Source organism: Serratia sp. J2 (assembly GCF_046269175.1).
Classification (GTDB): domain Bacteria; phylum Pseudomonadota; class Gammaproteobacteria; order Enterobacterales; family Enterobacteriaceae; genus Chania; species Chania fonticola_C.
In genome coordinates this window covers 133,950-146,931 of the sequence record NZ_JBKABN010000008.1, presented here as the reverse complement: position 1 = coordinate 146,931, position 12,982 = coordinate 133,950, and the positions used below count along the sequence as shown (strand labels likewise).

The 12,982-nt window shown below is 54.8% G+C and carries 10 protein-coding genes; 8 read left to right on the top strand and 2 right to left on the bottom strand.

Features of this window, described 5'->3' with window-relative positions:
• Window positions 1-28: 28 nt before the first annotated feature.
• From ACKWMY_RS10940 to pckA, 5 genes are all read left to right on the top strand, one after another.
• Window positions 29-2,161: an intracellular growth attenuator family protein gene (locus ACKWMY_RS10940; RefSeq protein ID WP_409486288.1), complete on the top strand. Its 2,133-nt coding sequence runs from the start codon at window positions 29-31 to the stop codon at window positions 2,159-2,161.
• A gap of 84 nt (window positions 2,162-2,245) precedes the next feature.
• The gene (yrfG, locus tag ACKWMY_RS10935) at window positions 2,246-2,926 is read left to right on the top strand and encodes a GMP/IMP nucleotidase (RefSeq protein ID WP_024527576.1); all 681 of its coding nucleotides are present in this window, start codon (window positions 2,246-2,248) and stop codon (window positions 2,924-2,926) included.
• Window positions 2,923-3,330 (top strand): ribosome-associated heat shock protein Hsp15, encoded by a 408-nt coding sequence (hslR, locus tag ACKWMY_RS10930; RefSeq protein WP_409486287.1) that lies wholly within the window; start codon window positions 2,923-2,925, stop codon window positions 3,328-3,330. Before yrfG ends, hslR begins: the two co-directional genes overlap by 4 nt.
• Window positions 3,331-3,355: 25 nt before the next feature.
• On the top strand, window positions 3,356-4,234 hold the full coding sequence (gene hslO / locus ACKWMY_RS10925; protein ID WP_409486286.1) for an Hsp33 family molecular chaperone HslO: 879 nt from the start codon (window positions 3,356-3,358) through the stop codon (window positions 4,232-4,234).
• Window positions 4,235-4,434: 200 nt separating this feature from the next.
• Entirely contained in the window at window positions 4,435-6,054 is a 1,620-nt protein-coding gene (pckA, locus tag ACKWMY_RS10920) for a phosphoenolpyruvate carboxykinase (ATP) (protein ID WP_021807458.1), read from the top strand.
• A 182-nt stretch (window positions 6,055-6,236) separates the two neighbouring features.
• On the opposite strand, the gene envZ is transcribed toward pckA, so the two are convergent.
• Both envZ and ompR read right to left on the bottom strand, forming a co-directional pair.
• Window positions 6,237-7,607 carry a two-component system sensor histidine kinase EnvZ gene (envZ, locus tag ACKWMY_RS10915; RefSeq protein ID WP_024527579.1) on the bottom strand — a complete coding sequence of 457 codons (1,371 nt, stop codon included), beginning with the start codon at window positions 7,605-7,607 and terminating at the stop codon, window positions 6,237-6,239.
• Window positions 7,604-8,323 carry a two-component system response regulator OmpR gene (gene ompR, locus ACKWMY_RS10910; RefSeq protein ID WP_004709363.1) on the bottom strand — a complete coding sequence of 240 codons (720 nt, stop codon included), beginning with the start codon at window positions 8,321-8,323 and terminating at the stop codon, window positions 7,604-7,606. Before ompR ends, envZ begins: the two co-directional genes overlap by 4 nt.
• A gap of 377 nt (window positions 8,324-8,700) precedes the next feature.
• Here ompR and greB point away from each other — a divergent pair, with 377 nt between their 5' ends.
• The 3 genes from greB to ACKWMY_RS10895 all read left to right on the top strand — a co-directional run bounded on the left by greB (window position 8,701) and on the right by ACKWMY_RS10895 (window position 12,446).
• Window positions 8,701-9,183, top strand: coding sequence for a transcription elongation factor GreB (greB, locus tag ACKWMY_RS10905; protein WP_024527581.1), 483 nt, complete (start codon window positions 8,701-8,703; stop codon window positions 9,181-9,183).
• A 125-nt stretch (window positions 9,184-9,308) separates the two neighbouring features.
• A complete protein-coding gene (locus ACKWMY_RS10900) occupies window positions 9,309-11,639 on the top strand; it encodes a Tex family protein (RefSeq protein WP_024527582.1) in 2,331 nt (776 codons plus the stop codon).
• 264 nt (window positions 11,640-11,903) lie between these two features.
• Entirely contained in the window at window positions 11,904-12,446 is a 543-nt protein-coding gene (locus tag ACKWMY_RS10895) for an RNA 2'-phosphotransferase (RefSeq protein WP_211135832.1), read from the top strand.
• Window positions 12,447-12,982: the final 536 nt, after the last annotated feature.

The following is a 12,982-nucleotide window of genomic DNA, read 5'->3' as shown; positions in this document are numbered from 1 at the left end:
GGTTTCATGGGTGTGGGACGAGAATAGCATGAGCACAATAGCGTTGATATTGGCCTTAGCGCTAGCCTGCCTGATCGCTGCTGGCCTTTACTTGTGGTTTAAATTCCGCCCCCAGCCAGCCTTGGCAGGTATCCTGCCGTTCGTCAAACCTACCCGCCGCAAACTGACCGCACCAGAGCGGGCAGCTATCGAGTATTACCTCAATCAACAGAACCGCCTGGGCAACAAACTGCTGTCAGGTTCCGCTTCCCTGCCTTCTGCCAGGCTGGCGTTGACCGCACAGAGCGATAACGTTTACCCGATCACCCATGCCATCACCCGCTATGGTCTGGCCAGCGATGAACCCAACAACTGGCGCTACTATCTCGACTCGGAAGAAATCCATCTGCCTCCGTTCTGGGAGCAGTACATCAGCGCCGATAACCATGTCGAAGTGATCAAGACCCAGACGCTGCCGCTGGTGATCTCTCTCAACGGCCATTCGCTGCTGGATCATATTTACGACAGCCCACCTTCGCCAGTAGTGACTGCAGCCCCGACAAGGAACGCCTCCATCCGCAAAGAAGAGAGCGAACATATTGAGCTGGTTAACATTCGCAAGGAAACCCGCGAGGAACATGAGCTTAACCGGCCGAACGGCATCAAGGAAGCTGCCCTCATCTCTGCTGCCCTACTGCTGCTATTCCTCAGCCTGATCAGTCCAGTGGTAGTGATCCCCTGGATCATTCTGGTGGCGGTGCTAATGATCGTCTGGGGCTGCTGGCATCTGTTGCGCCGCCCGAGCGAAAAAGAGCTGAAAGAGGTGCACTGTCTGCGCGGCACGCCAAAGCGCTGGGGGTTATTCGGTGAGTCCAATCAGGGGCAAATCAGTAATATCTCTTTTGGCATTATCGATTTGATCTATCCCCCGCACTGGCTGCCTTACCTGAATGCGGACCTGGGTAAAACCACCAATGTGGATATCTACCTCAACCGGCAGGTGGTGCGCCAGGGGCACTATCTTTCCCTGCATGACGAAGTGAAGAACTTCCCCTTGCAGCAGTGGGGCAAGAACGCCGTATTAGCGGCCAGTTCGCTCGTGGTGCTGTTGTTACTGTTAATCTACATTCCACTCAGCCTGCCCGCTAAATTGAGCACCGCGTGGTTACAGGGCACGCAGAAAACGGAAGTCACCAGCGTTCAGGCACTGGAGGCCATTCCACTGCATATCGGCGATAGGCTGAAAATTCAGGGCAACGGCATGTGCTACGTTCCTTCGGGCAACAACAGCGCCACTGCGCCGAGCTTTATGCCTTTCGATTGTTCGGGGATCTACTGGAATACGGCTACCCCGCTGCCACAGCCCGAATCGGAAGTGATCGATAAAGCGGCTGCGCTGATGGCCACCATCAACCGGCAACTGCACCCAAGCGGTGCCGAGCAGAAAGTGAACCCGCAGTTGGCCAGTGCCATTGAAAAGTCAGGCATGATCCTGCTGGATGACTTTGCAGATATCGTATTGAAAACGCAGGATCTGTGCGGCACGGAGGCCGACTGTGTGCGTTTGAAGAACGCATTGGTCAATCTGGGTAACGTCAAGAACTGGGCCAATCTGGTGAAACGGGCCAAGTCCGGGGCGCTGGAAGGCGTCAACGTTCTGCTGCGGCCGGTCAGTGCTGAATCGCTGGAGAACCTGAGCAACGCGGCTACCTCTGCCTTTGTGGTGCGGGAAACCCGTCAGGCCGCTGCGGCCCTCAACAGTCCACCGCCGGGCGGCTTTTTGATCACCAGTGACGAAGGCAAGCAGTTGGTGGATTACCCCTTGCCCACGCAGCCGCTGAACGAATACAACTCACTCGACCAATGGAATGAACTACAGCGTCTTAGCAGCATGCTGCTACATACGCCGTTCCGGGCAAACGGGGTGATCACCAATATCTTTGTCGATGCCAACGGCACTCGGCATATCGCTCTGCATAGTGAACCGGATATCGTGACCCTGTGGCGCTATCTTGGCACCAGCCTGCTGTTGCTGGTGTTGGTCGTCGTGCTGGGTTACAACTCCTGGCGGCTGGTACAACGCTGGCGCAAAAACCAACATCGCCTCGCCGATATCCAGCGCTATTACGACAACTGCTTCAACCCGCAGCTCACCCCGATATCCATACGCCCGATGGCGTAGCCTCCGCCCTGCCATCCGCCTATACTAGGCTGTATGTTTTTTATCATCCGCGGGATACCGCTATCCCGCCTATGGAGTTGGTACATGGTTCCTGAGTTTGACTGGCACGATATTGATACCGTACTGCTGGATATGGACGGCACCCTGCTGGATCTTGAATTCGACAGCCATTTTTGGCTAACGCTGGTACCGCAGGCGTTGAGTGAGCAACGGGCCATTCCCTTCGACGACGCCAGCAACATCATTCATCAGGAATACCTGGCCGTGCAACACACCATGAACTGGTATTGCTTTGATTACTGGAGCGAACGCCTTGGGCTGGATATCTACCAAATGACCAGCGAAGTCGGTAACCGCGCTCGGCTGCGTGAAGATACCCAGCCGTTTTTGCAGGCGTTACGCGATGCCGGGCAACGCACTATCCTGCTCACCAACGCGCATCCACACAGTCTGGCGGTGAAGGTTGAGCACACCGGTTTGGATCGACACCTTGATTTATTACTTTCCACCCACACATTTGGTTATCCGAAGGAAGATCAGCGTCTGTGGCAGGCCGTTCAGCAGCAAACCGGCTTTGACCCGCAGCGCACGCTGTTCGTGGATGATGGTGAACCGATCCTGGATGCCGCCCGCAAGTTTGGTATCCGCTACTGTCTTGGTGTGCAAAACCCGGATTCCAGTATGGCGAGCAAAACTTTCCAGCGTTATCCGTCGATGAGCGACTACCGCCAGTTGATACCGGCGTTGGAAAGGAGGGAGCAATGAAAGCCAAAGCAACACCGGAGGAGGCCGTCCGCCTGGATAAATGGCTGTGGGCCGCCCGATTTTACAAAACCCGCGCACTCGCCCGCGACATGATCGACGGCGGCAAGGTGCACTACAACGGGCAGCGCGGCAAGCCGAGTAAAGCCGTTGAAATCAAAGCCGAAATCAAGCTGCGTCAGGGCAATGACGAACGCACTGTCATCGTGCTGGCCATCAATAGCCAACGGCGTGGAGCCGATGAGGCGCAGCTGATGTATCAGGAAACCGAGGCCAGCATTGCCAATCGCGAAAAAGTGGCGCTGGCACGCAAGATGAATGCGCTGACCATGCCGCATCCGGATCGTCGTCCGGACAAGAAAGAGCGGCGCGATTTGATTAAATTTAAATTTGGCGAGCAGGAATAATCCCTCGCCTCACTGAGAGAAAACTATGTCCAACCATGACCAATTGCACCGTTACCTGTTCGAAAACTACGCGGTGCGCGGTGAGCTGGTTACCGTCAGCGAAACCTATCAGCACATCCTGACCAACCATGATTATCCGGCACCGGTACAAAAACTGCTGGGCGAGTTGCTGGTAGCCACCAGTCTGCTGACCGCCACGCTGAAGTTCGACGGTGACATTACCGTTCAGGTGCAAGGTGACGGCCCGCTGAAACTGGCGGTGATCAACGGCAACAATCGCCAAGAAATGCGTGGTGTAGCCCGCTTCGAAGGCGAGATTGTGACCGACAGCACCCTGCACCAGATGCTGGGTAACGGCATTATGGTGATCACCATCAGCCCGTCTGAAGGTGAACGCTATCAGGGCGTGGTGGGTCTGGAAGGCGAAACGCTGGCCCAGTGTCTGGAAGGATATTTCCGCCAGTCCGAACAGTTGCCAACGCGCCTGTTTATCCGCACCGGCGAAGCCGAAGGTAAACCAGCGGCCGCTGGCATGCTGTTGCAGGTGCTGCCAGCGCAGGATGGCAATGCCGATGATTTCGACCATCTGGTACAGCTGACCGCCACCATCAAGGATCACGAGCTGTTCACCCTGCCAGCTAACGAAGTGCTGTATCGCCTCTATCATCAGGAAGAGGTCACACTGTACGAACCCCAGGACGTGATCTTCCGCTGCACCTGTTCACGCCAGCGCTGTGCCGATGCCTTGATCACGCTGCCAACGGAAGAAGTGGCCGACATGCTGGAACAGGACGGCAACATCGATATGCACTGTGATTACTGTGGTAATCATTATGTATTCGATGCGTTAGACATCGCAGCCCTTCACAACGGCAATGCCGACAGCAGCACCCAACTGCATTAAGCAAAACCGCGGTGTGACGTGCGTCGAGTTGTGACGCACGTCAGCCCCCGCCGTTTGCACGCTTGCTTTATTCCGTGGTCTACATCTCATAACGTAACTAAAAAACGTTTAATACGTTAAATATTTGATACCTATCGCGGTTACATCTCCATGGATCCCTACAATTGTCGCCAGAAATTCTGTGATCAAGGAGTAGTGACATGCGTGTTAATGGTATAACCCACCAGGATCTTGCCGCTTATGGAATTCATAACGTTGGTGAAATCGTTCACAATCCGAGTTATGAATTACTGTTTAAGGAAGAAACAGACCCTTCACTGCAAGGGTTTGAACGTGGTGTAGTAACCAATCTGGGTGCCGTTGCCGTCGATACCGGCATCTTCACCGGCCGTTCGCCAAAAGATAAGTACATCGTTCGTGACGATATCACCCGGGACACCGTCTGGTGGGCCGATCAAGGTAAAGGCAAGAACGATAACAAACCCCTCAGCCCTGAAGTCTGGGCAGATCTGAAAAAACTGGTCACCGAGCAGCTTTCCGGCAAGCGCCTGTTCGTGGTCGATACCTTCTGCGGTGCTAACGCAGACTCCCGCCTGAAAGTCCGCTTTATCACAGAAGTGGCCTGGCAAGCGCATTTCGTCAAAAACATGTTTATCCGCCCGAGCGACGAAGAACTACAGGGCTTTGAGCCTGATTTCGTGGTGATGAACGGCGCCAAGTGCACCAACCCGAACTGGCAGCAGCAGGGAATGAACTCGGAAAACTTCGTGGCATTCAACCTGACCGAGCGTATGCAGCTGATCGGCGGCACCTGGTACGGCGGCGAAATGAAAAAGGGTATGTTCTCCATCATGAACTACCTGCTGCCGCTTAAAGGCATTGCCTCCATGCACTGCTCGGCCAACGTGGGCGAGAAAGGCGACGTGGCGGTATTCTTCGGCCTGTCCGGCACCGGTAAAACCACCCTGTCCACCGATCCGAAACGCCAATTGATTGGCGATGACGAACACGGCTGGGATGACGATGGCGTCTTCAACTTCGAAGGCGGCTGCTACGCCAAGACCATCAAGCTATCGGAAGAAGCCGAGCCAGATATCTATCACGCCATCAAGCGTGATGCGCTGCTGGAAAACGTCACCGTATTGGCCGACGGTACCGTGGACTTCAACGACGGATCGAAAACCGAGAATACCCGTGTTTCCTATCCGATCTATCACATCCACAACATCGTCAAGCCGGTATCCAAAGCGGGCCACGCTACCAAGGTGATCTTCCTGACTGCGGACGCCTTCGGCGTACTGCCGCCGGTATCACGCCTGACGGCCAACCAGACCCAGTACCACTTCCTGTCCGGTTTCACCGCCAAGCTGGCCGGTACCGAGCGTGGCGTTACCGAGCCAACGCCAACCTTCTCTGCCTGCTTTGGCGCGGCATTCCTGTCACTGCACCCAACCCAGTATGCCGAAGTGCTGGTCAAGCGCATGCAGGCAGCCGGAGCCCAGGCTTACCTGGTGAATACCGGCTGGAACGGCACCGGTAAGCGTATTTCGATCAAAGACACCCGCGGCATTATCGACGCCATCCTCAACGGTGAAATCGATAAGGCAGAAACCATCACGCTGCCAATCTTCGATCTGTCGATGCCAACCGCCCTACCAGGCGTTGATCCCGCCATCCTCGACCCACGTGCCACCTATGCCAACATAGAACAGTGGGAAGAGAAGGCGCACGATCTGGCGAACCGCTTTATCACCAACTTCGACAAATACACCGATACCCCGGCAGGTGCTGCACTGGTCAGCTCGGGTCCGAAACTGTAATAGCGTTGATTAACCACCTAAGCCAAGGCGCGGAATTCCGCGCCTTTTCTATTTGTGGCTGATTTGCACTTGAGGTGGGTTTGCCTTCATGGCTGACTTGCACTTGTGGACGATGTTTAGGGGCGCAGCATGCAGCGCCCGTTAACAAACAGGCCACAGTGCTGTGGCCTCAAGTCAGGATATCAGGCGTTCTCTTTGGCTGGAGGAGTCCCGCTGGCAGTTTCTTTCTTCTCGATCGGTAATGGGAGGTAAGCTCGGATACGCAGCCCACCGCGCTCGCTGGTGCCGATATCCAGCACGCCAGCATGAGCGTCAATGATGCGCTGCACGATCGCCAGCCCCAACCCGGTGCCGCTGGTGCTACGCGCACTGTCGCCACGTACAAAAGGTTGGAACAGGTGCTTCAGCTCTTCCGGCTTGATACCGGGGCCATCATCCTCCACCTGGAACCAGCCGCGCTGCAGTTCGCGCCCGCTGCTGACCTTGATCCAGCCGTTGCCATAGCGCGCCGCATTCACCACCATGTTCACCACCGCACGTTTGATCGATAGCGGATGCACGTCCACCATCAGCTCACCCGGCAGAATATCGGTTTCAATCACCCGCTCGTAGCCGCTTTCGGTGGCCACCACTTCGCCCAGAATGGAGTTCAAATCGCAAATTTCGGTTTGCATCTCCTGGCCGGTACGCAGGTAATCAATAAATTGCTCGATGATGGCGTTACATTCTTCGATATCTTTATTGATCGACTCCGCCAGATAACCGTCTTGCTCGCTCATCATTTCCGTCGCCAGACGGATGCGCGTCAACGGTGTGCGCAAGTCGTGACTGACTCCCGCCATCAGCAGCGTGCGATCGTCGGCCAGCAACTTCACCCCAGAGGCCATCTGGTTGAAGGCCCGGGTTACCGAGCGCACCTCAGAGGCACCATACTCACGTAGCGGCGGCGGAATAATACCTTTGCCTACCTGCAAGGCAGCATGCTCAAGCTCCACCAGAGGGCGGTTCTGAATGCGAATAAACAGCCAGGCGCCGCCTATCGCCAGCAACATAATCGCCAAGGTGTAGCGGAACAGCGGCGAGAAATCGCCTTGATGGATTTCGGTGAGCGGAACGCGTACCCAGATATCCGGCTGCAACCAGGTTTTCAGCCAGACCACCGGGGAGTTTTTGTTCACCTCGACGCGGACGTCGGTCGGGCCACCCAGTTGCTGCGCCATCTGCTGGCTAAGGAATTGGTAGTGTTGCGCCCAGCGCAGGCCGCTCTCTTCTGCAGCCGCGTTGGTATAAAGCGAAATGCCCAGCTCGCGATAGATCTCGCGGCGGAACGCTGGCGGCACCTCCAGCAAGGTACCGTCCTCCAATTGCAGCCGATCGGTCATCAGCATACGAACTTCGTACGCCAATACCTTATTGAACTGCTGCAGACTGGGCAGGATGGCGAAGTTAAGCACCACCAGATAGGTCGTCACCAGGCTGACGAACAGCAAGGTGACGATCAACAGCAAAGTTCGGGCAAACGAGCTACGCGGTGAAAAGCGTAATCGCCTCATGCCTTACTGCCGTCCGGAACGAAGACGTAGCCAAGACCCCAAACGGTCTGGATATAACGTGGATGTGCCGGATCTTCCTCAACCATGCGGCGCAGGCGCGAGATTTGCACGTCGATGGAACGCTCCATCGCACTGTATTCGCGGCCACGGGCCAGGTTCATCAGCTTATCGCGCGACAATGGTTCACGTGGGTGGCTGACCAGGGCTTTCAGCACGGCGAACTCACCGCTGGTTAATGGCATAGGTTCATCTTCACGGAACATCTCGCGCGTGCCGAGGTTCAGTTTGAATTTACCAAAGGCGATCACCGCCTCTTCCTGAGAAGGCGCACCCGGCAGTTCGTTGGCCTGGCGGCGCAGCACGGCACGGATACGAGCCAGCAGTTCACGCGGGTTGAACGGCTTAGGGATATAGTCATCGGCACCGATTTCCAGCCCGACAATACGGTCCACTTCTTCACCCTTGGCGGTCACCATAATGATCGGCATCGGGTTGCTTTGGCTGCGCAGGCGACGGCAAATGGACAGCCCGTCTTCACCTGGCAACATCAGGTCTAATACCATCAGATGGAAAGACTCACGCGTCAGCAAACGATCCATTTGCTCAGCGTTGGCAACGCTGCGAACCTGGAAGCCCTGTTCGGTTAAGTAACGCTCTAAAAGCGCACGCAGGCGCATGTCATCATCGACGACCAGAATCTTGTGATTCTCTTGCATTGTCTGACTCCCAAAGGCTGTATTGCCTGATTCTAGACTGTGGCCCGCACTTATGCATTGGCACCGCTGGCGGCTATTTGGCAACAGCCTCGTATTGTTCAAAAACTCCATCATTACTGACAGCGTTTAATGGTATATATTCTAGACGAAATTGTTACAAAGATTATTCTTTTGCCCAAATATCAACAATTTTCACTTAAACCGGGGCCGCTGATCGGTAAAAACTTCCCGCTGCGTATGATGTACACTCTTGGCAGAAAACCGCAAGACTGGCGAATTGGCAGTGTACCTCAGGTTTATAAAAAAAACGCCAACGGATATGGTGGCTGCTTTATGCGAGAATGCCCACTGCTCCTGTGATTCGATGATGGATGACAATGAAAACATTGCTGATCACCCGTGAGGGTTACAACAAGCTCAAAAAAGAACTGGATTTTCTGTGGCGTGAAGACCGCCCGGAAGTGACCAAGAAAGTCACCTGGGCCGCCAGCCTGGGCGACCGAAGTGAAAACGCCGATTACCAATACAATAAAAAGCGGCTGCGTGAGATCGATCGCCGGGTGCGCTATCTCACCAAGTGCCTCGAGCAGCTGAAAATTGTCGATTATTCGCCACAGCAGGCGGGCAAAGTGTTCTTTGGGGCCTGGGTAGAGATCGAGAATGACGATGGCGATACCAAACGCTTTCGCATCGTGGGTTACGACGAAATCTTTGGCCGTAAAGACTACATCTCCATCGACTCACCAATGGCCCGCGCCTTGCTGAAAAAAGAGGTGGGGGATACGGCCACGGTTGAGACCCCGGCGGGGATTGCCTACTGGACGGTCAACGAGATCGAATATATCAAAGACGTAGAATAGTTGAGACCGTAGGGGCGCTGCATGCTGCGCCCGTCAAAACCTCGGCCCTCTGGACTGGCATTTTCCCCCTGCAAAACGTATAACTATCCCCCTATCGATTATCGCTGCCAACAGATACCTGACTTATGACTGATCCACTGAGCCGCATTATTGCAACCGAACTGCAGGCCCGCCCGGAGCAAGTTGACTCCGCCATCCGTCTGCTGGATGAAGGTAATACCGTGCCGTTTATCGCACGCTATCGTAAGGAAGTCACCGGGGGCCTGGATGATACCCAACTGCGTCAGTTGGAGACTCGTCTGGGCTATCTGCGTGAACTGGAAGATCGCCGCCAAACCATCCTCAAGTCCATTGAAGATCAGGGTAAACTGACCGAACAGCTGGCGGGGGCAATCAACGCCACGCAAAGCAAAACCGAACTCGAAGACCTTTACCTGCCCTACAAACCGAAACGCCGCACCCGTGGGCAGATCGCTATTGAAGCCGGTCTGGAGCCGCTGGCAGACTCCCTGTGGCAAGATCCGCAACAGCAGCCAGAACAGCTGGCAGAAGGGTTTGTCGATGCCGAGAAGGGCGTGGCAGACGTCAAAGCGGCGCTGGACGGCGCACGCTACATCCTGATGGAACGCTTTGCCGAAGACGCGACCCTGCTGGCCAAGGTGCGTGACTACCTGTGGAAAAACGCCCATCTGGTGTCCAAGGTTGTCGAAGGTAAAGAAGAGGAAGGCGCGAAATTCCGCGACTACTTCGATCATCACGAACCGATTGCACAAGTGCCTTCGCACCGTGCACTGGCAATGTTCCGTGGCCGCAATGAAGGCGTGCTGCAACTGGCGCTGAACGCCGATCCGCAATTTGAAGAAACCCCGCGTGAAAGCCAGGGCGAGCTGATTATCACCAACCATCTCAACCTGCGCCTGAACAATGCGCCGGCAGATGCCTGGCGTAAATCCGTGGTTAACTGGACGTGGCGCATCAAGGTGTTGCTGCATCTGGAAACCGAGCTGATGAGCACCCTGCGTGAGCGCGCGGAAGACGAAGCGATCAACGTTTTCGCCCGCAACATGCACGATCTGCTGATGGCCGCCCCGGCTGGTATGCGCGCTACCATGGGCCTGGATCCTGGCCTGCGCACCGGCGTTAAAGTGGCGGTGGTGGATGCCACCGGCAAGCTGGTTGCCACCGATACCGTCTATCCGCACACCGGGCAGGCAGCCAAAGCCGCTGCGGTCGTTGCCGCGCTATGTATCAAACACAAGGTTGAGCTGGTTGCCATCGGTAACGGTACCGCGTCCCGCGAGACCGAGCGTTTCTTTGCCGAGCTGCAACAGCAGTTCCCAGAAGTAAAAGCCCAGAAAGTGATCGTCAGCGAGGCCGGAGCTTCGGTGTATTCCGCTTCCGAGCTGGCCGCGTTGGAGTTCCCAAACCTCGACGTTTCGCTGCGCGGTGCGGTTTCTATCGCCCGCCGTCTGCAGGATCCGCTGGCCGAGCTGGTGAAGATCGATCCGAAATCTATCGGCGTGGGCCAATACCAGCACGACGTCAGCCAAAGCCAGTTAGCCAAGAAGCTGGACTCGGTGGTGGAAGACTGTGTGAACGCCGTTGGCGTTGACCTGAACACCGCCTCCGTACCGCTCTTGACCCGTGTCGCTGGCCTGACGCGTATGATGGCGCAGAATATCGTCACCTGGCGTGATGAGAATGGCCGCTTCAGCAACCGTGAACAGTTGCTGAAAGTAAGCCGTTTGGGGCCAAAAGCCTTCGAGCAGTGTGCGGGCTTCCTGCGCATCAACCACGGCGATAATCCGCTGGATGCGTCAACCGTTCACCCGGAAACCTATCCGGTGGTAGAACGCATTCTGGCCGCAACCCGCCAGGCTCTGCAAGATTTGATGGGCAACCCGAGCGCGGTACGCAGCTTGAAAGCCAGCGACTTTACCGATGAGAAATTCGGCGTACCAACGGTCACCGACATCCTGAAAGAGCTGGAAAAGCCGGGCCGCGACCCACGCCCGGAATTCAAAACGGCTACCTTCGCCGAAGGGGTGGAAACCCTCAACGACCTGCAGGTGGGCATGATCCTGGAAGGCTCGGTCACCAACGTCACCAACTTTGGTGCCTTTGTTGATATTGGCGTCCATCAGGACGGCCTGGTGCACATCTCGTCATTGGCAGACAAGTTCGTTGAAGATCCGCATACCGTGGTGAAAGCCGGCGATATCGTCAAGGTGAAGGTGATGGAGGTGGATCTGCAGCGTAAGCGTATCGCGCTTAGCATGCGCCTTGATGAGCAACCGGGTGAAGGTTCACCACGCCGTGGCGGGGGCAATAATAGCGCTCCAGCTCGCGATAAAAACTCACGCCCTGCAGCTAATAAGCCTAAACCACGCAACAGCACTCCGGCAGGTAATAGCGCTATGGGTGACGCGCTGGCCGCTGCATTTGGCAAGAAATAATGAGCTGAGGGGATAAACCCTTATCCCCTCCTTCGGCTGTCTCTTGATCGGTTCTGCGATCAAGAGACAGCGCGGATTTATTACGGTCGATGAGATACATGTATTCAACTATGGACTTCTGGGATTCGTAGGTAAGTTAGTCATCAATCCACTAGCTCGGGGATGACATCCCACCTTACATAGCACCAGCAAAATTGCTCTCTTCATTTACACCAGCCATAGATTACCCAGTAATATACGGATACTAACGACAAGGAATGTGAAATGAGTTATCAAAATCAAGACGTAAGCAAGTTTTTAAGCTATGTATTACGCCACCAACCAGAATCTATCGGTTTAACGCTAAACAGTGAAGGATGGGCGAATCTAGACTCGCTTATCGCCTGTGCAGCTAAAAAGGGTAGGATACTTGATCGGCCTCTAATCAGATCGGTTGTAGAGAACAGTGACAAGAAGCGCTTCTCTATTTCTGATGATGGTGGTTATATCCGCGCTGTACAAGGGCACTCCTCAAAACAGGTTGATATCCGCTATGAGGAACAGACCCCGCCACAGTACCTTTACCATGGCACGGCAACACGTTTTATCGCTTCAATTCATCAAGACGGATTGCTCGCTGGCTCCCGTCAGTATGTGCATCTATCCGCTGATATCACTACAGCGACCGCCGTTGGCCAACGGCATGGCAAGCCTGTTGTGTTAACCATTGATGCCCTGGCAATGTACCAAAATGGCTTTAAATTTTATCAGGCTGATAATGGGGTCTGGTTGACGACGGCTGTGCCAGTGACGTTTATTGGTGAGTGATGGCAGAAATGAAGGCATTTTTGCCAGTTGTCCTTCTAGCGCCACCCCGACAATTTTGACCTGCCGCAATAAAATGGCGATTTTTTTGTCGTCCTGTTTCGCGTCATCGCCTTCATCTCCCACTCCGGTAAAAATACTCCGCTGTTAACACCCTCATTAACACCGCCGTTTCAGACCGTCGATTGTGCCGTAAACACAAATACTTACCCCTCTCATTTACAGCAAGCGATGTTGCCAGATCTGCCCCATGAAACTTTCAGCCGCACCAAAAGGGCTACAACTGTTTCATTACCGCAAGAAAATGCACAAATTTGCAACTTAATTAACCTTTTGCGCTCATTTGCAGTACGTTGGGCTTAGTGCTAAAACTAGGGCTGGCAAGGCGTACATTGCAGATATGACAGCATTTACAATTGCCCATACATTCCGTATTGAATACGATAATTGTTATCACTATGATTCTGTGTATTCAGTGCTCTGTTTTTGGCTCGGCGCTCCTGGCCCCATACACCTTTTCACAGGTAGTCTGGGCAGCA

Excerpts from the sequence above, each read along its gene's own strand:
- ompR (WP_004709363.1), bottom strand. The coding sequence starts at position 8,323 with ATGCAAGAGAATCACAAGATTCTGGTCGTCGATGATGACATGCGCCTG.
- greB (WP_024527581.1), top strand. The coding sequence starts at position 8,701 with ATGAAAACATTGCTGATCACCCGTGAGGGTTACAACAAGCTCAAAAAA.
- envZ (WP_024527579.1), bottom strand. The coding sequence starts at position 7,607 with ATGAGGCGATTACGCTTTTCACCGCGTAGCTCGTTTGCCCGAACTTTG.
- hslR (WP_409486287.1), top strand. The coding sequence starts at position 2,923 with ATGAAAGCCAAAGCAACACCGGAGGAGGCCGTCCGCCTGGATAAATGG.
- pckA (WP_021807458.1), top strand. The coding sequence starts at position 4,435 with ATGCGTGTTAATGGTATAACCCACCAGGATCTTGCCGCTTATGGAATT.
- ACKWMY_RS10940 (WP_409486288.1), top strand. The coding sequence starts at position 29 with ATGAGCACAATAGCGTTGATATTGGCCTTAGCGCTAGCCTGCCTGATC.
- hslO (WP_409486286.1), top strand. The coding sequence starts at position 3,356 with ATGTCCAACCATGACCAATTGCACCGTTACCTGTTCGAAAACTACGCG.
- ACKWMY_RS10895 (WP_211135832.1), top strand. The coding sequence starts at position 11,904 with ATGAGTTATCAAAATCAAGACGTAAGCAAGTTTTTAAGCTATGTATTA.
- ACKWMY_RS10900 (WP_024527582.1), top strand. The coding sequence starts at position 9,309 with ATGACTGATCCACTGAGCCGCATTATTGCAACCGAACTGCAGGCCCGC.
- yrfG (WP_024527576.1), top strand. The coding sequence starts at position 2,246 with ATGGTTCCTGAGTTTGACTGGCACGATATTGATACCGTACTGCTGGAT.